The 22,389-nt window shown below is 69.7% G+C and carries 25 protein-coding genes; 1 reads left to right on the top strand and 24 read right to left on the bottom strand.

The genetic code is table 11. The features are described from left to right. Window positions 1–20: 20 nt before the first annotated feature. Both ABT08_RS04365 and ABT08_RS04370 read right to left on the bottom strand, forming a co-directional pair. Complete coding sequence (locus ABT08_RS04365) at window positions 21–1,001, bottom strand: hypothetical protein (RefSeq protein WP_288114078.1); 981 nt, start codon at window positions 999–1,001, stop codon at window positions 21–23. 255 nt (window positions 1,002–1,256) lie between these two features. Then, window positions 1,257–4,061, bottom strand: a complete 2,805-nt coding sequence (locus ABT08_RS04370; protein ID WP_288114079.1) for a lamin tail domain-containing protein — start codon at window positions 4,059–4,061, stop codon at window positions 1,257–1,259. Window positions 4,062–4,207: 146 nt separating this feature from the next. Between ABT08_RS04370 and ABT08_RS04375 the strand changes: the two genes are divergently transcribed. Next, the gene (locus ABT08_RS04375) at window positions 4,208–5,878 is read left to right on the top strand and encodes a GspE/PulE family protein (protein ID WP_288114080.1); all 1,671 of its coding nucleotides are present in this window, start codon (window positions 4,208–4,210) and stop codon (window positions 5,876–5,878) included. 32 nt (window positions 5,879–5,910) lie between these two features. On the opposite strand, the gene ABT08_RS04380 is transcribed toward ABT08_RS04375, so the two are convergent. From ABT08_RS04380 to rplX, 22 genes are all read right to left on the bottom strand, one after another. Continuing rightward, on the bottom strand, window positions 5,911–7,152 hold the full coding sequence (locus ABT08_RS04380; RefSeq protein WP_082483071.1) for a type II secretion system F family protein: 1,242 nt from the start codon (window positions 7,150–7,152) through the stop codon (window positions 5,911–5,913). Between the two features lie 3 nt (window positions 7,153–7,155). After that, a complete protein-coding gene (locus ABT08_RS04385; RefSeq protein WP_048809275.1) occupies window positions 7,156–8,304 on the bottom strand; it encodes a type IV pilus twitching motility protein PilT in 1,149 nt (382 codons plus the stop codon). A gap of 10 nt (window positions 8,305–8,314) precedes the next feature. Then, complete coding sequence (locus ABT08_RS04390; RefSeq protein ID WP_288114082.1) at window positions 8,315–8,968, bottom strand: type 4a pilus biogenesis protein PilO; 654 nt, start codon at window positions 8,966–8,968, stop codon at window positions 8,315–8,317. Between the two features lie 5 nt (window positions 8,969–8,973). Continuing rightward, on the bottom strand, window positions 8,974–9,630 hold the full coding sequence (locus tag ABT08_RS04395; RefSeq protein ID WP_045246783.1) for a PilN family protein: 657 nt from the start codon (window positions 9,628–9,630) through the stop codon (window positions 8,974–8,976). Beyond that, on the bottom strand, window positions 9,627–10,631 hold the full coding sequence (gene pilM, locus ABT08_RS04400; RefSeq protein WP_056207447.1) for a type IV pilus biogenesis protein PilM: 1,005 nt from the start codon (window positions 10,629–10,631) through the stop codon (window positions 9,627–9,629). Before pilM ends, ABT08_RS04395 begins: the two co-directional genes overlap by 4 nt. Before the next feature lie 55 nt (window positions 10,632–10,686). Then, entirely contained in the window at window positions 10,687–11,505 is an 819-nt protein-coding gene (locus ABT08_RS04405) for a prepilin peptidase (protein ID WP_056207448.1), read from the bottom strand. Next, entirely contained in the window at window positions 11,502–13,289 is a 1,788-nt protein-coding gene (locus tag ABT08_RS04410) for a bactofilin family protein (RefSeq protein WP_288114083.1), read from the bottom strand. The genes ABT08_RS04405 and ABT08_RS04410 overlap by 4 nt, the downstream gene beginning before the upstream one ends. Beyond that, a complete protein-coding gene (locus ABT08_RS04415) occupies window positions 13,280–13,789 on the bottom strand; it encodes a hypothetical protein (protein ID WP_288114084.1) in 510 nt (169 codons plus the stop codon). The genes ABT08_RS04410 and ABT08_RS04415 overlap by 10 nt, the downstream gene beginning before the upstream one ends. A 32-nt stretch (window positions 13,790–13,821) precedes the next feature. Next, window positions 13,822–14,208, bottom strand: a complete 387-nt coding sequence (locus ABT08_RS04420; protein WP_045246788.1) for a prepilin-type N-terminal cleavage/methylation domain-containing protein — start codon at window positions 14,206–14,208, stop codon at window positions 13,822–13,824. Window positions 14,209–14,215: 7 nt separating this feature from the next. Beyond that, window positions 14,216–14,617 (bottom strand): type IV pilin protein, encoded by a 402-nt coding sequence (locus ABT08_RS04425; RefSeq protein WP_288114085.1) that lies wholly within the window; start codon window positions 14,615–14,617, stop codon window positions 14,216–14,218. A gap of 296 nt (window positions 14,618–14,913) precedes the next feature. Beyond that, window positions 14,914–15,621 (bottom strand): DsbA family protein, encoded by a 708-nt coding sequence (locus ABT08_RS04430; protein ID WP_045246789.1) that lies wholly within the window; start codon window positions 15,619–15,621, stop codon window positions 14,914–14,916. A gap of 63 nt (window positions 15,622–15,684) precedes the next feature. After that, the gene (gene map / locus ABT08_RS04435) at window positions 15,685–16,470 is read right to left on the bottom strand and encodes a type I methionyl aminopeptidase (RefSeq protein WP_056207495.1); all 786 of its coding nucleotides are present in this window, start codon (window positions 16,468–16,470) and stop codon (window positions 15,685–15,687) included. A 47-nt stretch (window positions 16,471–16,517) separates the two neighbouring features. Then, window positions 16,518–17,108 (bottom strand): adenylate kinase, encoded by a 591-nt coding sequence (locus tag ABT08_RS04440; RefSeq protein ID WP_056519038.1) that lies wholly within the window; start codon window positions 17,106–17,108, stop codon window positions 16,518–16,520. After that, window positions 17,105–18,427 (bottom strand): preprotein translocase subunit SecY, encoded by a 1,323-nt coding sequence (gene secY / locus ABT08_RS04445; protein WP_045246791.1) that lies wholly within the window; start codon window positions 18,425–18,427, stop codon window positions 17,105–17,107. The genes ABT08_RS04440 and secY overlap by 4 nt, the downstream gene beginning before the upstream one ends. Before the next feature lie 143 nt (window positions 18,428–18,570). Beyond that, complete coding sequence (rplO, locus tag ABT08_RS04450) at window positions 18,571–19,206, bottom strand: 50S ribosomal protein L15 (protein WP_048809280.1); 636 nt, start codon at window positions 19,204–19,206, stop codon at window positions 18,571–18,573. Continuing rightward, entirely contained in the window at window positions 19,206–19,391 is a 186-nt protein-coding gene (gene rpmD, locus ABT08_RS04455; protein WP_045246792.1) for a 50S ribosomal protein L30, read from the bottom strand. Before rpmD ends, rplO begins: the two co-directional genes overlap by 1 nt. After that, complete coding sequence (gene rpsE / locus ABT08_RS04460) at window positions 19,391–20,044, bottom strand: 30S ribosomal protein S5 (protein ID WP_052672000.1); 654 nt, start codon at window positions 20,042–20,044, stop codon at window positions 19,391–19,393. Before rpsE ends, rpmD begins: the two co-directional genes overlap by 1 nt. 20 nt (window positions 20,045–20,064) lie before the next feature. Continuing rightward, the gene (gene rplR / locus ABT08_RS04465) at window positions 20,065–20,424 is read right to left on the bottom strand and encodes a 50S ribosomal protein L18 (protein WP_045246794.1); all 360 of its coding nucleotides are present in this window, start codon (window positions 20,422–20,424) and stop codon (window positions 20,065–20,067) included. 2 nt (window positions 20,425–20,426) lie between these two features. Next, window positions 20,427–20,963: a 50S ribosomal protein L6 gene (gene rplF / locus ABT08_RS04470; RefSeq protein ID WP_056519041.1), complete on the bottom strand. Its 537-nt coding sequence runs from the start codon at window positions 20,961–20,963 to the stop codon at window positions 20,427–20,429. Window positions 20,964–20,969: 6 nt separating this feature from the next. Continuing rightward, window positions 20,970–21,368 (bottom strand): 30S ribosomal protein S8, encoded by a 399-nt coding sequence (gene rpsH / locus ABT08_RS04475; RefSeq protein WP_045246796.1) that lies wholly within the window; start codon window positions 21,366–21,368, stop codon window positions 20,970–20,972. A 70-nt stretch (window positions 21,369–21,438) separates the two neighbouring features. Beyond that, the gene (rplE, locus tag ABT08_RS04480) at window positions 21,439–22,029 is read right to left on the bottom strand and encodes a 50S ribosomal protein L5 (protein WP_045246797.1); all 591 of its coding nucleotides are present in this window, start codon (window positions 22,027–22,029) and stop codon (window positions 21,439–21,441) included. Continuing rightward, window positions 22,029–22,388: a 50S ribosomal protein L24 gene (gene rplX, locus ABT08_RS04485; protein WP_045246798.1), complete on the bottom strand. Its 360-nt coding sequence runs from the start codon at window positions 22,386–22,388 to the stop codon at window positions 22,029–22,031. Before rplX ends, rplE begins: the two co-directional genes overlap by 1 nt. Window position 22,389 lies beyond the last annotated feature (1 nt).

The raw sequence follows: 22,389 nt of genomic DNA on the forward strand, positions 1-22,389 counted from the left end.
GGCGGGGCGAGCGGGGCGAGCTAGTGAGGCGGGCGCACGCCGAACGCGGCGAGACGCGCGAGGAATCGATCGGGAGTCGCGATGTCGGCGGACCCCCAGCGGATGACCCGGCGACCTGTGACACCCCGAATCCAATCCTCACGCTCCTTCTCGCGCCACAGCACCTGCTCCATTGAGACGTCCGGGCCGCGCAGCGCGGGATCGGCGTACTTCGCGCGGCCATCCACCTCGGCCCACGCGTCGACGTCGTCCAGCGACATGTCGACATAGAACGTCTCGCCGCGGGGACCGCCGACCGGCACCTGGAGACGCGGGCGCGCGAAGCCCGCATCGAGGAGGCGAAGTCGACTAACGCTCTCCGCGGGGAGCTGAGCGCGACCGTCGGCCATCTCGAGGATGCGCCGCGCGCGTCGCACCCCGCGACGCCCCGGCGGCAGATGCGCTGCCACCTCACGGCAGAACCCGTCGTGAGCGACATCGTCGTAGGTGTGCGAGGAATCGACCCACGCCACGCCCCGAAGCGCGGCATCGATGACCGACACAGCGATCTCCGGCGACTCGGTGGCGAGGACATCCGCGACTGTCAGCGCGAGATCCGTGCATCTGACGCCACCGACGCTCGTGACATGCACTGGGTCGAGGTCGCGGCGATGTCGGGCGATGCGTGGATGAGCCGACACTCGCCCGTCGACGGCCGTCGACGACACGTGCACCGGGTGCGTGCGGGTTCCGTAGACCGGAAGCCCATGCAGGACCGCTGCCGACAGATGGGAGAACACGTGCGCGGCACCCGATTCACGGCGATCGACCGCGGCGATGTGCACAAGATGGCGGTCCTCCGGCCGCAGCGCGTCGATCGAAGCGGCATCGGCATAGAGTCCGCGCCCCAGACGACGCAGCGACCCCGACTCGACGCGGCGGCTCAGCTCGCGTTCGGCCATGCCGAATCGGAGCAGCGCGGCGCGGGTGCGAATCGCGCGGCGGGCGGCGGGGACATCCATCGCCTCACTCTGCGCCGCCCCGATCCGTCGGCGAGGCCTCCCGCGGCATCTGTGGAGCCCGCCCGCTCCCCCGCCAGCCGGGGAGGATGCGGCGGCGCGACGGCGAGCGCTCGCGCACTCCCGGCGGCGCCTCATCGAATCCACCCCGCCCCGCCGACTCCACCCCCTCGCAGCACCGCTGACGGCTGGAATCGGCGCCGAGAGATGGATTCGGCGGGTGGGGGGTGGGGGGTGGGGGCGCGAAGCGCCCCCACCTCACGCGCGGCGGGGACGCCGCGCCGCGGCGACCAACACCACGCCGACGCCGAGGAGCAGCGCGCCTGCGGGCAGCCAGCCCGAGGCCGCCGCGCCGGTCTGCGCGAGCTCGACCGTCAGCGGGCTCCAGCCGAGCACGGCGCCGCTCGCGTCGACCACCGCGATGCGGTGATCGCCGGCCGGCAAGCCCGCCGGGATGGTGAACGACACCGAGCCGTCCAGCGCGACCACACCCACGCCGAGGTAGGTGGGGGTCGAGAAGATCCAGCCGTGCACGATCTTGCCCGCGTGCGCCGGATCGACCGCAATCGTCACGACCGAGCCGGCGACGGCAGATCCGGGGGCGGTGGCGCCGCCACGGTTCGCGTCGATCAGATCACCCTCACCCGGGGCCGCGGGCACCGAGGCATCCGGTCCGCTCGGCGCGAGGCCGCCGGCACCACCCGAGCCGTCACCGGGGGTCCCGCCGCCCGACCCACCACCCGAGCCGTCGCCCGGCGTCCCGCCGCCCGATCCGTCGCCGGGGTCCGTGCCTCCGGGCACCGCAGTGCAGTCGATCGACCCCTCGCGCAGCGCGTGATCGTCGGTGCCGTTGTCGTCGGCGTAGAAGACCGGCTTCGTACCGTCGACGCACAGGTCGGCGGTCGCGAACGCGAAGCCCTCGTTCGCGATCGAGTCGAGCATCCCGGCCGGGTTCGCGTAGCGCTCCGCGACCTGGAACGAACCCGCGTGCGGGCCCGAGTCCGCGATCTGCAGCATCGCCGCCTCGCCGTTGCACGCGTCGTCGCACAGCGCCCACAGCTGATCCGACGCGGCGTCGTAGGCGACCTCGGCGACGACCCCGAGTCCGGGATCGATCGTCGCCACGAGCTTCGAGACGCCGCCGGGCAGAAGCGCCACGGCGTAGACCTTCGCGGTGCCCTCGACGCCGACGAAGAACAGGCCATCGCCGTGCCCCGCATACGACGCCGGACTGTAGGCGGCGAGCGTGCTCTCGTCGATCAGGCCGCCCGCGACGAGCGCCGCATCCGGGATCCAGGCGATCCCCTCGAGACCCGAGTTGGCACCGAGGCCGACCGGGAGGAAGGCGCTCAGGTTCCACTCGTCGGTCGCGTTGAGGCTCGCACCGGCGCCGGTCACGTCGTAGCGCAGCACCGACGGACGGCTGACGTTCTTGTTCGAGTTGTCGCGCTCGGATGCCACATAGACACCACCCGCGGACGAGCCGCCCGCGATCGTGACGCCCTCGGAGTCGATCGCACCGGTGCCGTCCGCGTAGTGCAGCACCGTGCCCGAGGACGCCGAGCCCGGCGCCGGAGCCCAGTCGGTGCCGGTCCACTGCAGCCGGAAGAGCGTGCCGCCGCCGTTGTTCACGGCCCACAGGGTTCCGCGCTCTCCGGTGCCGGATGCCTCGTACACGAGACCGCTGAGATCCTTGCCGTCGGGGGCGAACACCGTCGCGGACGTGTCGACGATGCGCACGTCGCCGCTGCCGGGCCACGGGCTCACCGTCACCTCGCCGATGCAGGAGTTCGCCTCGCCCTTCGTGGGGGCGGCCGACACGGCGAAGGCTCCTCGCGGATCGGGGCAGCGGGCGTAGGTCGTCGCGGCGTGCGCCGTCCACGAGTACGTGTCGACGAGGTCCCCCGCAGGCGAGAAGAGCCGCGCGCTGTCCGCGGACCCGAGCCCGAACGCCGACTCGACGTCGAACGCCGCGTAGCCGAGCGCGGGGATCGTGGTGCCGACCGGGATCGTGAAGACATGGCTGTCGTCGTTGTCCTTCAGCACATAGCCGGAGGCGTCGACATCCGTGTTCGACAGGTTGACCAGCTCGATCCAGTCGCCGGGCGTGCCGCCGCTCGACTCGATCTCGCTCAGGCGCAGCGGCTGGCAGTCGTTCGCGGAACCCTGCGTCGACGAGAGCGTGGTGACGAACGCGCCGGTGCCATCGGGGCAGCGGCCGTAGGTCGTCGCGGCGTGCGCCGACCAGGTGTAGGAGTCGATGACCGTGGTGCCGTCCGGCAGGAACAGCCGCGCCGAGTCGGCCGAGCCGAGCCCGAACCCGTTCGCGACGTCGGTCTGGAACCACGTGTAGGCGCCCGGCTGCAGCGTCTGCGCAGGCACGAGCAGCGTGTGGCTGTCGTCGTTGTCACGGAAGATCCACCCGGTCAGGTCGACCGCCGCCGAACCGGTGTTGTAGAGCTCGACCCAGTCGCCCGGTGTGCCCCCGTTGGACTCGACCTCGTTGATGCGGATGTCTGCGGCCCCCGCCGGCGGCGGGCACTGGTTGGGCGCCCCCTTTGTCGCGGCATCGGTGTCGACGAAGGCGCCGATGCCGTCGGGGCAGCGCCCGTACGTCTCGTCGGCATGCGCCGTCCAGGAGTAGGAGTCGATCAGCGTCGAGCCGTCGCCGAGGTACAGCCGCGCCGAGTCGGCCTTGCCGAGCCCGTACGCGGTCTCGACGTCGAACGCCGCAGCGCTGTGCGCGGCGATCGTGGTGCCCGCCGGGATCTCGAACCGATGGGTGTCGTCGTTGTCCTTCAGCACGAGCCCCGCGGCATCCACCGGCGCATCGCCCGTGTTGTAGAGCTCGATCCAGTCGCCGGGGATTCCGCCATTGGATTCGACCTCGTTGATGACGAGAGTCGGCAGGGGCTCGACGGCGACCGCGGCGGCGGGCACGGCGGCGAGACCGGCGAAGGTGAGGGTGGCAGCGCACAGCGCCGCGAGACGTCGCATCGGACGGAGCTCCAATCGGGCGGATGCGGCCGGCTCATCGGTCGCGCTGGGCATCTTCACAGCCACGGGGCAACGGTCGGTGAACAGCGGGCGAACGGATGCCGCGGCCCGTCGCCCTGCAGCACGCCGATCGCTCGCGCACAACCCCCGTGCCGCGGCATCCCGGCGCTCGTACACTACGGATGGGGGCACGGAGGCCGAAGGGGGATCCGATGGTGATTGGTCTGGCGCAGGCGCTCGTCGCGGCCGGAGCCGTCGACGCGCAGGAGATCGCGGCGGACGTCGACAGGTTCGGGGACGGCACGGCGCTCGGGCGTGAACTGATCTCGCGCGGCGTCGTCAGCGAACGCACCCTCGCCGAGAGCGTCGCCGCGAGCACGGGCACCCGTTTCCTCGACCTCGCCGCGGTGACGATCGACCCGGCCGTGCTCGCGCTCGTGCCGAGCTCGCTGTGCCGTCGGTTCCAGCTGCTGCCGATCGAACGCAGCGCACACCGCCTCACCGTCGGGATCGTCGATCCGACCGACCTCGTCGCCCTCGACGACGTCTCGACCGCCACCGGCCTCGTCGTCGACCCGGTCGTCGTGGCGCGCGATGCGCTGCAGACAGTGTTCGGCCGGTTCCTGCGCTCCGACGAGGAGCTCACCGAGCTCTCCACCGTCATCGAAGGTGCGAGCACGGCGGCGCGCACGTCGTTCACCCTCTCCCTCGACGAAGGGGATGACGCGACCCCGGTCGTGCGCTTCGTGAACCTGCTGATCGCGCAGGCGATCACCGACCGCGCGAGCGACATCCACATCGAGCCGGGGGAGGCCGACCTCACCGTGCGCTTCCGGATCGACGGGGTGCTGCACGAGGTGCAACGCGCCGACCGCACCATCCAGGACGGCGTGCTCTCCCGGTTGAAGATCATGGCGCAGATCGACATCGCCGAGAAGCGCCGCCCGCAGGACGGACGCATCTCGGTCACGCTCGAGGGCCGCACCGTCGACCTGCGCCTCGCGACCCTGCCGACGGTGTGGGGCGAGAAGGTCGTGATGCGCATCCTCGACACCAGCGAGCGCCGCGTCTCGATGGCCGAACTGCTGATGTCTCCCGGCAACGACGCCCGGTTCCGCGAGGCGATCCGCCGGCCGCACGGCATGGTGCTCGTCACCGGACCGACCGGGTCGGGCAAATCCACGACCCTCTATACGGCGCTCAGCGAGATCGCGTCGCCCGAGGTCAACGTCGTCACGATCGAGGACCCGGTCGAGTACCGGCTCCCGGGCATCAGCCAGATGCAGGTGAACCCCCGCGCCGGTCTCGGGTTCTCGACCGCGCTGCGGTCGATCCTGCGCGCAGACCCCGACGTGCTGCTGGTCGGCGAGATCCGCGACCGGGAGACCGCCATCACCTCGATCGAAGCGGCGCTCACCGGCCACCTCGTGCTCTCGACGATGCACACCAACGACGCGCCGAGCGCACTGACCCGGCTCGTCGAGATCGGCGCGGAGCCCTACCTCGTCGGCACCGCCCTCACCGCCGTCGTCGCCCAGCGTCTCGCGCGCCGCCTGTGCGTCGAGTGCCGCGAGCGGGCCGACCTCGACGACGAGACGCTGCAGTCCGCGGGGTTCGAGCGCCCCGAGCACGGCGTCGACGCGTTCTACCGTCCGGTCGGATGCCGCGCCTGCTCGTACACCGGATACCGCGGCCGGGTGGCGCTGCACGAGGTGATGACCCTCTCCGAGGACCTCGAGCAGCAGGTCGTCGGACGCAGCCGCGGTCGGGAGCTGCGAGACATCGCCCTCGCCCAGGGCATGGTGCCGCTGCGCGACGACGGCTGGGCGAAGGTCGTCGCCGGGATCACGACGATCGACGAGGTGCTGCGCGTCACCGCGTGAGGCCGCGGCATGCGATCAGGGCTCGCGACCGCTCACGCGCCGGCGGAGTGGTTCAGCTGCGCGTAGAGGTTGAAGACGGGCAGGTAGAGCGAGATCACCATGCCGCCGATGACGACACCGAGGATCACGATCAGCACGGGCTCGATCACCGCGGTCAACTGCTCGGTGGCCGACGCGACCTCGGCCTCGTAGAACGTCGCGATGCTGTCGAGCATCTCGGTGAGCGTGCCCGACTCCTCGCCGACGGACACCATCTGCGACACCATCGGAGGGAAGACGCCCGCCGCCGCGAGCGGCGCCGCCAGCGACTTGCCCTGCCGCACCGACTCCTTGACCTTCTCGAGTGCCGCGACGATCTTCACGTTGTTGGCCGCCTCGCCGACGGTGTCGAGGGCCTGCATCAACGGCACCCCCGCCTGAAGCATCATCGACAGGTTCCGGGCGAAGCGGGCCACCGCGATCTTCGTGTTCAGGGAGCCGAAGATCGGCAGGCGCAGCTTCCACGGATCGACGACGGCACGCACCCTCGGGGTGTTGCGGGACCGCGTCCACCACACCGCACCGCCGATGACGACGACGGCGAGCAGCGGAAGGATCCACACCATGTTGTGCGAGATCGTGACGAGGATCTGCGTGGGCACGGGAAGCTCCCCGCCGAGGTTCGCGAACATCTTCTCGAAGACCGGAACGATGAACGTCACCATGCCCAGCACCGCGAGCAAGGCCACCACCAGCACGACGGTCGGGTAGGTCGTCGCCGCCCTCACCTTGTCGCGCAGCTCGGCCTCGGACTTGTAGAAACGCGCGATGGACGTGAGCGACTCGGCGAGGAATCCGCCCGCCTCCCCCACCCGCACGAGACTCACCATCAGCGGCGCGAACACCTTCGGCTGCCGGCTGAAGGCGAGAGAGAGGGATGCCCCGGACTCCACGTCCGCGACGACGCCCACGAGCGCCGCGCGCAGCGCCTTGTCGTCGGTCTGTTCGGTGAGGATCTCGAGAGTGCGCAGCAGCGGCAGCCCCGCCTCCGTGAGCGCCGCCATCTGACGGGTCATGAGCGCCAGCGCCTTGACCTTCACGCGACCCGACCCCGTGAGCGAGACCTCCCGCCGGAGCCCGGTGCGCGCCAGGGAGCGCACCTCGAGCGGGATGAGGCCCTGCGCGTGGATCTTGCCGACCGCGGCGGCCTCGTTCGCGGCATCCATCGTGCCCTTGACGACCGCCTCGTCGCCGGGCGCGACCGCCCGGTAGGAGAACCGCTCCAGCACCGGCATGGCTCACACCCCCCAGTTCGCGGGTCGCGCGACTCCGCCGCGCGTCGCCCACACCTCGTCGTCGAGGTCGGCGGGCACAGCCCGCGTCTTTTCGAGCGAACGCTGATCGACCGCGAACTGCTGCGCCAGCGACTTCTCGATGCGGCCGTCCTTCACAAGCTCGCGCAGGCTCTGGTCGAGCGTGTGCATCCCGAACTCCGACCCCGACTGCAAGGCGGAGTAGAGCTGCTGGATCTGCCCTTCCCGGATGAGGTTCGCGACCGCCGGGGTCTGCACCATCACCTCGGTGGCGAGCACACGCCCACCGCGCAGCCCCGGCAGGAGCGTCTGGCTGAGCACCCCCTGAAGGGTGTCCCCGAGCTGCGCGCGCACCTGATCGCGGCGTTCGGCAGGGAACACGTCGACGATGCGGTTGATGCTCTTCGCGGCCCCCTGGGTGTGAAGGGTCGCCAGCACGAGGTGCCCGGTCTCGGCGGCGGACAGCGCAACGGCGATCGACTCCGCGTCGCGCAGCTCGCCCAGCAGGATCACATCGGGGTCCTGCCGCAGCACGCGCCGCAGCGCCTCGCCGAACGACGCGGTGTCGGACCCGACCTCGCGCTGGTGGACGAGCGAGTGCCGGCTGGAGTGCACGAACTCGATCGGGTCCTCGATCGTGATGATGTGCGCGGCGCGCTCCCGGTTGATGATGTCGACCATCGCCGTGAGGGTCGCCGACTTGCCCGAGCCGGTCGGCCCCGTGACCAGCACGAGTCCCCGCGGCTTGAGCGCCAGGTCGCGCGCGATCTCCGGCACGCCGAGCGCCTTCAGCGACCGCACCTCGTCGGGGATGAGTCGCAGCGCGGCCGCGACATCCCCCATCTGGCGGAAGACATTCACACGGAACCGACCGATCCCCGCAGCGGAGTAGGCGAGGTCGACCTCACCGGCGACGGCGAACTGCTTTCGCTGCTCGGCCGTCATGATGCCGGCGAGCGCACCCTCCACCCAATCGCCGGGAAGCTCCTGTCCGAACCCCTGCACCTCGGTGAGGTCACCGTCGATGCGGCAGACCGCCGGCAGACCCCCCGTCAGGTGAACATCGGATGCCCCGGCATCGGCGGCGCTCGCGAGGATCGCATCGAGCGTGGGAAGCGTGATCGTGGTGGTCATCTGCGGGTCCTCACTGTTCCGTCTCGGCGAACGCGAGCGCGCTGACTGTGACCGTGAGCGCGCCGCCCGTCGACGAGCCCGTGCCCGTCTCGGTGGCACTCGTGCCGACGATCGCCAGCAGACGCGGGCCGGCGCGCAGCGCGTCGAGGAACGACGCCGCCTGGGCGGCATCCTTCGCGGTCACCGTGATCGCCATCGGCACCTGCAGTCGACCGACCGGAGCCGCGGTGGCGCCCGTCGCCGGTGTCGTGGCGGATGAGCCGGCACTGCCCGCCGTAGCCGTGTTCGCCGCATCGGCGGCCGCGACCTCGCTCGTGCGGGGAGCGAAGGCCACCGCGGGCGACGGCGTGATCGACGTGATCGTGACGCCCGCTGCCGATGCGGCCGTGGTGACGAGGTCCACCAGCTGGTCGACCCCCGCCGCCGACGGGATCTGCGCACGCAGCTGCGCGACGGCCTGGGTGAGCTGTGTGGTGTCCTTCGCCTGAGCGGCGAGCGCGTCGACCCGTACCTGCAGCTGGTCGTTCGTGGCGGCCGCGGCATCGGCCTGGCCGTGCACTCCCGTCGCGCCGAGATAGATCGGCAGCGCGACGAGGAAGACGCCCGCGGCCACGAGGACCACCGCGATCAGCGCGCCGAGCGCGGAGATGAGCCCCCTCGACATGTTCCTCATTTCCCCTCCTGCGAGAACTGGCCGGAGTACACCGACTGGTCGAAGACGACGTCGATCGTCACGTCGTACGTGGGCGCTGCCTGCGTCCCCGCCGTCGTCGACGACGTGACGTCGCCCGCGTCCGCTGCGAGCACGCCGGACACGCCCCGCAGCGCGCGGGCGAGGGACGCGGCATCCGCGGGGTTCGCGACGCTGACCGTGAGCGAGCCGCCCAGTCCGCGCTGCGCGGTGGTGCCCGCCTGCGGTTGGGCGCCGGCCGTGAGACTGAATCCGGTGACGGATGCCCCGGGCGTCAGGTGTGCGGAGATCGTGTCGAACACGGCGCCCCAGCGGATGTCGTAGCCGAGGGCATCGGCGCGGAACTGGGTCAGCTCGGTGCGGGTCGCCACGGCGGTCGCGACCGACTGGTAGCTCTGCGTCTCGGCGACGAGCTGCTGCGTGCGGGCCTGCTCCGACGCGAGCCTCGCCGAGCCCACCACGCTGTAGGCCACGGCGGCGGCGATGATCAGCACGACGACGACCGCGGTGCCCACCAGCGCACCGATCCAGCGTCGCCCGAGCCGCACGCGGGCCCGGCGCTCGACCTCCGCGGGCGGCAGCAGGTTGACCCGGGCGGCACCGCCGAGCACGAGGGTGTCGACGGCCGCGCTCATCGCTCGCCTCCGATCGTGAGTCCGATGGTCGAGACGAAATCCGCGGCCCGGCGGGGCTCGGGCGGTTCACCGGGGAAGACCGCGAGGCGATCGATCGGCACCCGGTCGATGCTCTGGTCGAGGGCGGCGGCGAGCGCGGGGAGCACCCCCGGGTGCAGCGACCCGGCACCGCTCACGAGGACGCGCTCGACCGGCGCCGCACCGCTGCGCGCCGCGTAGAACTGCAGCGTGCTGCGCACCCGCTGCACGAGGTCGGGCGTCTCGTCGGCGGGCGCCAGCACGGCGGTGCGTCCCGCGCGCAACTCCGCGCGGGTGGCTCCGTCGCCGACGGCGGCGCCGATCCACTCGTTCTCGATCACCACCGGGGCCGACGCCGGGATCTCCGCCGGGAGGGTGCGCACGAACCGCGGCACCCCGTCCTGCACGATGGTCACCGTCGTCGTGTGCTCGCCGATGTGCAACAGCGCGACCGTCTCCCCGGGCGCCGCGACCGCCGGGGCGATCCGGGCGAGGGCGAACGCCGTGAGATCGACGGATGCCGCGACGATCCGCGAGCGCTCCAGCACCCGCAGCAGCTCATCGATCGGTTCGGCGATCGCCGCGACGACCAACCCGCGCACGAGTGAGTCGACGTGATCGATCGCGTAGAAGTCCAGCACGGCCTGGTCCACGGGCACCGGCAGCACATCCTGCACCTCGAACGGGAGCGACTGCATGATCGCGGTGCGCGAGGTGAGCGGCGTCGCATACTCGCGCACCAGGATGCGCCGACTCGCGAGACCCAGCACCACCTTCTTGTGCGAGATGCGGCTGCGCACCCAGAGCTGGTCGAGGGCGAGCGTGAGCGCTGCGGCATCGATCACCTCGGAGTCCTCCGCCACCCCTTCGGGCAGCGGCACCTCCCCCCAGGCCACGACGCGCGGCGTCGCCCCCGGCGCCACCTCGACCGCGCGCACGTGCGACTGAGCGATCTCGAGCCCGACCACTGTCTGTGCGGTCATTCGTCCTCCCCCGTTCCGGCGCGCACCGACATGCGCGCACGTCCACCCCTGTGATTCATGACGTGTAGACCCCCAGATACATCCGGGTCAGCTGCGCGCCGACCACGATCCCCGTCCATGCGCCGAGGAGCATCCACGGCCCGAACGGGATGCGACTGGCCCGCGAACCCCGCCGGCTGAGCAGCAGCGCGACGCCGAAGATCCCGCCCCAGAGGAAGCCCGTGAACGCGCCGACGACGAGCGGCCCCCAGCCGAGCCAGGCCAGGTACCAGCCGAGCAGGCCCGCGAGCTTCACGTCGCCGCCTCCCATGCCGTCGGGCCGGATCAGCCGCAGCAGCAGATAGAAGGTGTACAGCGCGGCCATGCCGATCGTCGCCCGCACGATGGGCCACAGGTCGTGGCCGACGAGGGTCGACAGCGCGAGCAGCACGATCGCGACGCCGTACGAGGGCAGCACGATCCCGTCGGGCAGTCGACGCACGTCGACATCGATGAGCGCGAGGGCGACAGTGATCGCGGCGAGATAGAGGAACGCCGCGAGCGCGAGCCACCACGAGGCATCGCCCGCCTGCGGGACGACGACGGCCACCGACGCGACCAGCGCGAATCCCAGGGCGGTCGCAGCCTCGACGAGCGGGTAGCGCGGCGAGATCGCCGAGCCGCAGTGCGCGCAGCGTCCGCGAAGCGCCACCCACGAGAGCACGGGGACGTTCTGCTGCCACCGGATCGGCACGTCGCACGTCGGGCACGCGCTCGCCCGCAGCAGTGAGACACCGGCGGGCACGCGGTAGACGACGACGTTCAGGAACGATCCCACGACGAGACCGAGCGCGCCGGCGACGACGATCACGAACACCTGTGCGGCGACACTCATGGCGACACCTCCACCTGGGCGATCGCCTTCGCGGTCGTGAACGATCCGATCGGCGTGCCGGTCGCGGCATCCGTCGCCTTGCACCCGAACTGGATGTTCGGGTTCACGGTCATGGGGGCGCAGATGACCTGCTTGAGGGTGTTGCCGACGATCGTCCAGTTGGTCGTGGGCACGATGAACTGGCCCGTGATCGTGCTCGCGGCGTTGCCGAGCCCGAGCAGGCTCGCCGCGCACGGGCTGTAGACCATCAGCCGGAAGTTCGTCGACGTGGGGACGGCGCTGAGCAGGTTCGTCACGGCGCCCCGCCCGGCGCAGTCGGGCACGCCGTTCGCGATGTTGTCGACCTGCACCAGGAAGAGCTGGCGCGGGTTCGCGGCGGTCGCCGTCGTGGATCCCTGGATCGCCAACGTGTTGATGGTGTTGGTCACCAGCAGCACGGTGTCCTGCGGCACGTTCGTGATCGACAGCAGGAACGAGGGCGAGAACGTGCACGCCGTCGCGTTGATGACGATGGGCGCGGTCGCCGCCGAGATGGCCGAGTTGATCGACGACGCCGAGCAGGAGTCCCCGGTGAAGGTCGCGTACGCCATCCACGCGCTGCCGGTGTACCTGCTCCAGTTGGTCGAGGCGTTGAGGTCGACCCAGGCCGACTGCGCCAGCAGCTGCGCCTGGCTGGGCGAGAACGCGGGCTGCGGCGTCGAGGACGAGTTCGGCACCTGTGAGGTGGGGCCGAGGGTGCCGCACGGAATGATCAGGCAGAGCACCCCGAGGGACGTGTTCACCGTGATGGTGCCGGTGGCCTGCGCCTTCCCGCCCACCTTCCACGCCTTGATCGAGATCGTGCCGCGTGCGGTGACGTCGCCGCCCACGGTGCCGGCGTACGTGCCGAGCAGGGACAGGTTGATGGCGGTGTCGAGGGTGACGTTGCCGCCGGAGTGGATGCCGCCGCCCACCGACAGCCCGAGCGGCAGACCCGGGAGGGAGAGGGTCGTCAACGGCACGAGACTCACGTTGCCGAGGGCGGTGACGTCTCCCGTGATGATCGAGACCGCGCTCACCGAGCCGACCGTGACCGTGCTGTTCACGACCGACAGACTCGCGGTGACGGTGCCGCTCGCGTAGACGCTGCCCTGGATGATGCAGCCCGCCCCGATGGTGACGTTGCCGGCCAGGACGTAGACGTTGCCGGAGATCGTGGTCGCGTTGCACGCGAAGTCGCCGGAGCGCACCACCAGGTCACCGCCGGTGAAGTTGCTCAGCAGCGGGGAGAACCCGTTGTTGATGTAGCCGAGGGAGTCGGTCTTCACTGTGCTGCCCGCCCACGGGTAGACAGCATCGACGGCCGTGGTGGCGCCCGACGGCGAGGTGCCGACGGCGTGCACGAGGACGAAGGTGCTGGTGATCGTGGGGCAGGCGGCCGCGCCGAGCGCGGTGCTGCGGGAGGGCTGCACGGTGCTCGTGGTCGAGAACACCGAGTACGAGTACGTGTAGGTGCCCGCGGTGCCCGAGTAGGTGCCGGTGCCGGTCGTGCTGCAGCCGGCCGTGCCGGCGGATGCCGCGGCCAGCATCGCGACCGCCGCGTCGCGGCCCGACTCGGCCGCCGTGAAGGCCTGCAGGCTCGAGGCGCTGCGCTGATTCTGCGTGATCGCGAAGATGCTGACTCCGGCGATCGTGACGGCGACGACGAAACCGACCAGCATCACCACGACGACGGCGACGAGCGAGGCGCCGTCGTCTCCGAGGCGGGCGCGCGGGGCGCGGGCAGAACGAGGGATCACCAGCACGTGTTCACCCCCGCGGAGGCGGGCACGGTCGAGGTGCGCACGGTTTCGGTGCCGGTGAAGGCCACGGGCGCACCCGCGGTCGTGACGCGGAAGCTGTAGCTGACGGCCGTCGAGGTGGCCGTGAAGTACGCGGTGGAGCCGATCTGCGCCGCGCCGGTCTGCCACACCGGCCAGGTGGATGCCGCGGGCAGCACCGCCGAGCCCGCCGTCGCGGTCATGCGCAGCGCACCGGAGCCGTCGACGGTGTACCCCTGGCACACCGCCGCGCCGCCGAGACCGGTCCACACCGAGAGCGTGGAACCGCTGCCGGTGACCCGGAACGCATAGGCGTTGCGCATGGCCTTCTCGATCCCTTCGGTGAACACGGTTCCGCGGGTGGTGGCCTGGCCGACCGTGGTGGCGTTCGCCTGGGCGGTCCAGGTGTTCACCAGAACACCGGCGAGGCCCCCGACCACGAGCAGTGTGAGGGCGGAGTACAGGATGAGTTCGACGAGGGTCATCCCCTCGTCGCCACGCGCCGCCCCGACGCGCATCAGCCGGTGACGTAGACGAGCGCCGTGGAGCTCGTGAGCGTCGACGTACCGCTGGTCGCGGTGACCGAGACGTGCGCGAGAGTCGGACACGTTGCTCCTGTCAGGTTGTCGATCGTTCCCGTGACGGTCAGCGAGCGTCCTCGACCGTCCGAGAACGTCTGCGCCTGCAGCGCCTGGGCGAGGCCCGCACAGGTGGTCTGCTGACGGGCGGAGTCGATCATCTGGCTGACCTCACGGGTGGAGGTCGCCACCGACGACTGGGTGGCGGTCGCCTGCAAGCCCATCACGAGGGCCGGCAGGATCGCGATCGCGACGAGCCCGAGCAGGACGACGGCGACGACCACCTCGACGAGGCTGAAGCCGCCGTCGTCCTGGCTGCGGGTCATGGCGACCTCAGCAGGTCGGTCCGGACTTTTGCGCAGCAGCGCCGGACAACGGTCCACCCGATGTCGCCGTCGCGGTCACACAGTAGACGGTGAGGCTCGCACCCGTCGCCGGCACGAGAGCGAGGGTCGCGCCGTCGGGGTTCATCTGCGCGAGCGCCGCGGCCGGGTCGCTTCCGTTGGCGATCGCCGTCGCCACGGTCGTCGCGCCGTTGGCGGCGACAGTCTTGAGCGAGTTGACCTTCGCCGTGTCCTGGATATTCAGGAACACCGGAATCGCGATCGCGACCAGGATGCCGAGGATCGCGACGACCACGATCAGCTCGATGAGGGAGAACCCCTCGTCTTCGCCCTGCTCTCCGGTGCGCCGCCGCTTCGCCGCGGCGACGTAGTGGTTCAGTGTTGCGTGCATTTCTCATTCCCCAATTCGTTTGACGCATGTACCGCGCACGGTTGATGCCCAAACTCCCCTCATCAACCGTCATTGGCGGATAGGAGATCGATCCGCGGATGCGGATCCCCCACACACATGTTCTGCGCGGGAACGGACTTTTCCCAAGGCCTTGCGGAAGCCTGAAGGTGCCGCTAGATTTGCGCGTTTGCGTATGACACTCGGTCTCATCCGAGGGGATACCGGGAACGACGGAGCCCCGCTCGCCGACAGGCGAGCGGGGCTCCGTGGGTGGGTCGGGGCATCCGCCCCGGACGTCACTTGGTGATCAGCGCGGCGAAGTCGCTCGGGCTCGACGGGATCGAGTTGTTCGAGATGACCGAGCCGTTGATGGCGATCGTCGGGGTGCCGATGCCGGTCGACCCGGGCTGCGTCGGCGTCTTCTTCGTGATGTAGCCCACGTACTGCGTGTAGGTGTTGCCGGCGATGCACGAGGCGGAGTTCGTCGCCCCCGCCTGCTGTGCGTAGGCGGCGATCTCATCGTTGCTCAAGCCCGCGCCCGACGACTCGGACGGCTGGTTCTGGTACATCGTCTGCATGAACGTGTAGAGCTTGTCGTAGTCGTTGATCGCGACGCAGTACATCGCGCTGGCGGCGCGGGTCGAGTACTGCTGGTTGGATGCGGCGGCGCTGGCCGTCACCCGGTCGAGGATCGAGATCGGGTGGATGTTGAGGGTGATCGTGTTCGCGGTCACGAGCGACTGGATCTCCGAGCCGTACGTCGACTCGAAGGACTGGCAGATCGGGCACTGCAGGTCGATCCACGTGTCGAGGGTCTTCGAGCCGGTGCCGACGGAGATCGCGCCCGTGTCGGTGTTGATGTGGGCGGCGGTGGGCAGGGTTCCGGGGCTGCTCTTGTCGGCGTTCATCCACACCACAGCACCGGCCACGGCGCCGATCACGACGACGACAGCCACCGTCACCCAGATCGCGAACCAGTTCGTTTTTCGAGCAATAGCGGCCATCACGTCAGTCGTATCCGTTCTCTTGTGGTCGCAGAGGACTTCTCTGGTGCGGCGACGCGTCCGTCAGGGAATCGGGACCGGGGTGACTCCGAAAGGGGCAAGCCCGGCGGCGCCGCCGTCGGGTGCGGTGAGCACCCACAGACCATAATCATGGACGGCCACGCTGTGTTCCCAGTGTGAGCCGTCTGATCCGTCGATCGTGGTGACCGTCCAGTCGTCGTCCTCGACGTAGGTGGCCTCTCCCCCGGCGACCACCATCGGCTCGATGGCGAGCACGAGACCCGGTTCGACAGCCGGGCCGGCATCGGGCGTGCGGTAGTTGAACAGGCTCGGCGACTCGTGCATCTTGCGTCCGATCCCGTGGCCGACGTACTCGCGCAGGATGCCGTAGCCGTGACCTGCCCCGACGATGTGATCTTCGATCGCGCCGCTCACATCGCGGAGCGTCCGCGCGGACGCGAGTGCCGCGATGCCCGCCCACATGGAGCCCTCGGTCACCCGTGACAGCTCGGTGCGCGATGCCACGAGGTCGGGGCGGGCCTCATCGGGCACGACGATCGTGATCGCCGAGTCGCCGTTCCAGCCCCGGAACTCCGCGCCCGCGTCGATCGAGACGATGTCGCCCGGCTCGAGCACGCGCTCCCCCGGGATGCCGTGCACGACCTGGTCGTTCACAGATATGCAGGTCGTGTGGCGGTAGCCCCGCACGAGCTGGAAATTCGAGCGCGCGCCACTGCCTGTGATGACAGCGGATGCCGCGGCATCCAGTTCTGCCGTCGTCACCCCCGGACGCACGAGCTCCCGCGCCGCCTGCAGCGCCGCCGCCGTGATGAGGCCGGGTTCGACCATCGACCGCAGCTGGGCGGGGGTCTTGTAGATCGAGCGGCGCAGCACGCTCAGCCCTGCGGGGTGAGCCCGCGGGCCACCAGCGCGGTGACGATGCGCTCGGTGATCTCGTCGAGCGTTCCCACGCCGTCGATCGAGACCACGAGGCCCCGCTCGCCGTAGACGTCGAGGATCGGCGCCGTCTCGTTCTCGTAGATCGAGAGCCGATGCGCGATGACCTCGGCGGTGTCGTCGGTGCGACCCTGCTCGGCGGCGCGCGTGATGAGCCGATCGATGCTCTCCTGGCGGGGAACGCTCAGCTCGATGACGGCGTCGAGCTGCTCGTCGCGCGACTCGAGGAACGCATCGAGGTCGTTCACCTGACCGAGATTGCGCGGGTAGCCGTCGAGGAGGAACCCGGGCGCCGCGTCATCCTGCGCGAGACGCTCACGCACGACCGCGCTCGTGACCTCGTCGGGAACCAGGTTCCCCGCCTCGATGATCGCCTTGACCTCGACACCGAGCGGCGTCTGGTCGCGGATGGCGGCGCGGAACGTGTCGCCCGTGGAGATCGCCGGCACGCCGAACGCCTCCGCGATGCGCACGCCCTGCGTGCCCTTGCCCGACCCCTGCGGGCCGACGATCAGGAGGCGTGCGGTCATCGCAGGAGCCCTTCGTAGTGACGCTGCTGCAGCTGGGCGTCGATCTGCTTCACCGTCTCCAGCCCCACGCCGACCATGATCAGGATCGAGGTGCCGCCGAACGGGAAGTTCTGATTCGCGCTGACCGTCGCCAGGGCTATGAGGGGGATGAGCGCGACGAGACCCAGATAGATCGAGCCGGGCAGCGTGATGCGCGTGAGCACGTAGTCGAGGTACTCGGCCGTCGGACGCCCGGCACGGATGCCGGGGATGAAGCCGCCGTACTGCTTCATGTTGTCGGCGACGTCCTCCGGGTTGAAGGTGATCGCGACGTAGAAGTACGTGAACCCGACGATGAGCAGGAAGTAGAGCGCCCAGTAGAGCGGGTGGTCGCCCTTCGTCAGATAGTTCTGGATCCACAGCACCCAGTCGGGCGGCGTCGTGCCCGCCGCGCCCTGGTTGAACTGGGCGATGAGCGCGGGGATGTACAGCAGCGACGAGGCGAAGATCACCGGCACGACGCCGGCCATGTTGACCTTGATCGGGATGTAGGTGTTCGTGCCGCCGTACGTGCGGCGACCGACCATGCGCTTGGCGTACTGCACCGGGATGCGACGCTGCGACTGTTCGACGAACACCACCAACCCGATGATGATGATGCCCACGAGCAGCACCAGCAGGAACACCTCGAAGCCGCGGGTCTGCCAGATCGACCACATCGCCGCGGGGAAGGTCGCCGCGATCGAGGTGAAGATCAGCAGGGACATGCCGTTGCCGATGCCTTTCTCGGTGACGAGCTCGGCGAACCACATGATGAGACCCGTGCCGGCGGTCATCGTGAGGATCATGAGCGCCTGCGCCCACCAGGCGTCGTTCGTGAGCAGCTGGTTGCACGCCGCGACGCCGGTCGTTCCGAACAGCTGGCCCGAGCGGGCGACGGTGACGAGCGTCGTGGACTGCAGCAGCGCGAGCGCGATCGTCAGGTAGCGCGTGTACTGCGTCAGACGCGCCTGGCCCGACTGGCCCTCCTTGTAGAGGGTCTCGAAGTGCGGGATGACCACGCGCAGCAGCTGCACGATGATCGTGGCCGTGATGTACGGCATGACACCCAGCGCGAAGATCGACAGCTGCAGCAGCGCGCCACCCGAGAACAGGTTGACGAGCGAGAGCAGACCCTGGGTGCCCGAGGCATCCGCGAGACACGACTGCACGTTCGAGAAGTCGACGAACGGCGAGGGGATGTGCGCACCCAGGCGGTAGACGACGATGATCCCCAGGGTGAACGCGATCTTGCGACGCAGGTCGGGCGTGCGCAGAACGCGCGCGATAGCGCTGAACACGTGGATGTCCTCCAGAACGGGATGCCGGCGCGCGCCGCGCGCACAGAGTCCCAGGTTATCCCACAGCCGCCGCAGAGCAGACGGCGGAGGTTGCGAGGGAATGCGAACAGGGGCCGGAGCATGCTCCGACCCCTGTCTGCGACTTACTTGACGCTGCCGCCCGCGGCGACGATCTTCTGCTCGGCCGAGCCGGAGACCTTGTCGACGGTGACGTTCAGCGCCACCTCGAGGTCACCATCGCCCAGGACCTTGACCTTCTCGTTCTTGCGCACGGCACCCTTGGCGACGAGGTCGCTGATGGTGACATCACCACCCGACGGGTAGAGCTCGGCGAGCTTGGAGAGGTTCACGACCTGGTACTCGACGCGGAACGGGTTCTTGAACCCGCGCAGCTTCGGCGTACGCATGTGCAGAGGCATCTGGCCGCCCTCGAAGCCCTGACGGACCTGGTAGCGGGCCTTCGTGCCCTTGGTGCCACGGCCCGCGGTCTTACCCTTCGAGCCCTCACCGCGACCGACACGGGTCTTCGCGGTGTTGGCGCCGGGGACCGGACGCAGGTGGTGCACCTTCAGGACGCCGGGACGCGAGGTCGCGACATCCTTCTTCTCGGCGGCCTTCGGCGCGGCCTTGGCGGCCGGCTTCTTGGCGGGGGCCTTCTCGGCAGCCGGCTTCGCGGCGGCCTTCTCGGCGGCGGGCTTGTCCGCAGCCTTCGCGGCGGGCTTGCGAGCCGGCGCCTTGGGCGCCTTCTCCTCGGCCTTCTCGTTGGCGTTCTCAGCCATCAGTCGAGCTCCTCAACCTTCACGAGGTGAGCGACGGCACGCACGTAGCCGCGGGTCTGAGCGTCATCGGGGCGAACAACGGAGTCGCCGATGCGCTTGAGACCGAGGCTGCGCAGCGTGTCACGCTGGTTCTGCTTCTCGCTCACCTTGGACTTGATCTGGGTGACCTTCAGACGTGCGGACATCAGGCACCTACCTTCTGTGCGGCCGCAGCCTCGGCCTCGGCACGCACCAGACGCGCGGGGGCGACCTGGTCGAAGTCGAGACCACGACGGGCGGCGACGTGACGCGGCTCCTCGAGCTGCTTCAGCGCCTCGACGGTCGCGTGCACGATGTTGATCGTGTTCGACGAGCCGAGCGACTTCGACAGCACGTCGTGGATGCCGGCGCACTCGAGCACCGCACGCACCGGACCACCGGCGATAACACCGGTACCGGCGGCGGCGGGACGCAGCAGCACCACACCGGCGGCCGCCTCACCCTGCACCGGGTGCGGGATGGTCGAGCCGACGCGGGGCACGCGGAAGAAGTTGCGCTTGGCCTCTTCGACACCCTTCGAGATGGCGAGCGGGACCTCGCGGGCCTTGCCGTAGCCCACACCCACGACGCCGTTGCCGTCACCGACGACGACGAGCGCGGTGAAGCTGAAGCGGCGTCCGCCCTTGACGACCTTCGACACGCGGTTGATCGTCACGACGCGCTCGAGGAACTGGCTCTCCGAACGGTCGCGCGAGTTGCGGTCGCGGTTGGGGTTGCGCTCGCGACCGCCGCGGCGGGGCTCACGCTCGCGCGCGGCGTCGGCCTGCTCGGGGGCGGCCTGCGCGGTGGCGTCGGTCACTTCGGTCTCCTTGTTGTCACTCACAGGTTCAGCCCCCCTTCACGGGCGCCGTCGGCGATCGCCGCGACGCGACCCGCGTAGCGGTTGCCACCGCGGTCGAACACGGCGTCGGCGACACCGGCGGCCTTGGCGCGCTCGGCGACGAGCTCGCCGACCTTGCGCGCCTTGGCGGTCTTGTCACCCTCGAACGAGCGCAGGTCGACCTCGAGCGTCGAGGCGGATGCCACGGTGTGGCCCTTGCTGTCGTCGACGAGCTGCACGAACACGTGGCGCGCAGACCGGGTGACGACCAGGCGCGGACGCGCCTCGGTGCCCACGACCTTCTTGCGCAGACGCGCGTGACGGCGCGAGCGCGAGGCGGACTTGGAAGTCGTAGCCATGGTTACTTACCAGCCTTTCCGGCCTTGCGCCGAACGACCTCGCCGGCGTAGCGCACACCCTTGCCCTTGTAGGGCTCGGGCTTGCGGATCTTGCGGATGTTGGCGGCCACCTCGCCGACGGCCTGCTTGTCGATGCCACTGACCGTGAGCTTGTTGTTGCCCTCGACGGTGAACGTGATGCCGGCCGGCGGGTCGACGAGGACCGGGTGCGAGAAGCCGAGGGCGAACTCGACCGAGGAGCCCTTCTGGGCCACGCGGTAACCGGTGCCGACGACCTCGAGGCCCTTGGAGTAGCCCTGGGTCACGCCGACGATGTTGTTGTTGATGAGCGTGCGGGTCAGGCCGTGGAGCGACCGCGACTCGCGCTCGTCATCGGGGCGGGTGACGAGAACCTGGTTCTCCTCGACCTTGACCTCGATGGGGCGGGCCACGGCGAGCGTGAGCTCGCCCTTGGGGCCCTTGACCGCGACATCCTGGCCCTCGACGGTCACAGTGACGCCGGCGGGGATGTCGATGGGAAGACGTCCGATACGAGACATGTCAGGTCACCACACGTAGGCGAGGACTTCCCCACCCACGCCCTTCTGCTCAGCCTGGCGGTCCGTGAGGAGGCCCGAGGAGGTGGACAGGATGGCGACGCCGAGTCCGCCGAGCACCTTGGGAAGCTCGGTCGACTTGGCGTACACGCGCAGGCCGGGCTTCGACACGCGCTTGATGCCGGCGATCGACCGCTCGCGGTTCGGGCCGTACTTCAGCGTGAGGGTGAGGGTCTGGCCCACGCGAGCCTCAGCGACGCCCCAGTCCGAGATGTAGCCCTCCTGCTTGAGGATCTCGGCGATGTGCGTCTTGAGCTTCGAGCTCGGCAGCGAGACGGCGTCGTGGTGAGCCGAGTTCGCGTTGCGCAGACGGGTCAGCAGGTCTGCGACCGGGTCTGTCATCGTCATGAGTGTTGTTTCCTTTGTTCACCAGGTTTCGAGGAGCCGTACACGGCACTCGACCTGTGGTGGATGGGTGTTACGCCTGGGCGTCCGCTCCGCGGAACGGGAAGCCGAGGTGACGCAGGAGCGCACGGCCCTCGTCGTCGGTGGATGCGGTGGTGACGATCGTGATGTCGAAACCACGCACGCGGTCGATGCGGTCCTGGTTGATCTCGTGGAAGACCGACTGCTCCTGCAGACCGAACGTGTAGTTGCCGTGACCGTCGAACTGCTTGTCCGAGAGGCCGCGGAAGTCGCGGATGCGGGGCAGGGCGAGGTTCACCAGGCGGTCGATGAACTCCCACGCGCGGTCGCCGCGGAGGGTGACGTGGGCACCGATGGCCTGGCCCTCGCGCAGCTTGAACTGCGCGATGGACTTGCGGGCCTTGGTGACGATCGGCTTCTGACCGGTGATCTTGGTGAGGTCGTCGACCGCACCATCGATCACCTTGCTGTCACGAGCCGCCTCACCGACACCGGTGTTGACGACGACCTTCACGAGGCCGGGAATCTGCATGACGTTCGCGTACTGGAACTCTTCCTGCAGCTTCTTCTGGATCTCGTTCTTGTAGATCTGCTTCAGGCGGGGCTGGATCTTGCCAGCCGCCGCGGCAGTAGCGGTGCTCATCAGAGGTCCTTACCTGACTTCTTCGCGTAGCGGACGCGCACGGTGCGCTTCACGCCGTCCTTGACCTTCTCCTCCACGCGGTGGCCCACGCGGGTCGGCTTCTTGGTCGAGGGGTCGACCAGCGCGACGTTGGAGATGTGGATGGGGGCTTCGACGGTCTCGATGCCACCCGTCTTGGTGCCGCGGTCGGTCTGGCCGACGCGGGTGTGCTTGGTGACGTAGTTCACGCCTTCGACGATGACGCGGTTCTGCTCGACGAGGACCTCGAGGACCTTGCCCTGCTTGCCGCGGTCTCCGCCGCGCTCGGGCTTGGCGCCCGAGATGACCTGAACCAGGTCACCCTTCTTGATGTTCGCCATG

Origin of the sequence: Microbacterium sp. SCN 71-21, from assembly GCF_001725695.1 — a bacterium.
Classification (GTDB): domain Bacteria; phylum Actinomycetota; class Actinomycetes; order Actinomycetales; family Microbacteriaceae; genus Microbacterium; species Microbacterium ginsengisoli.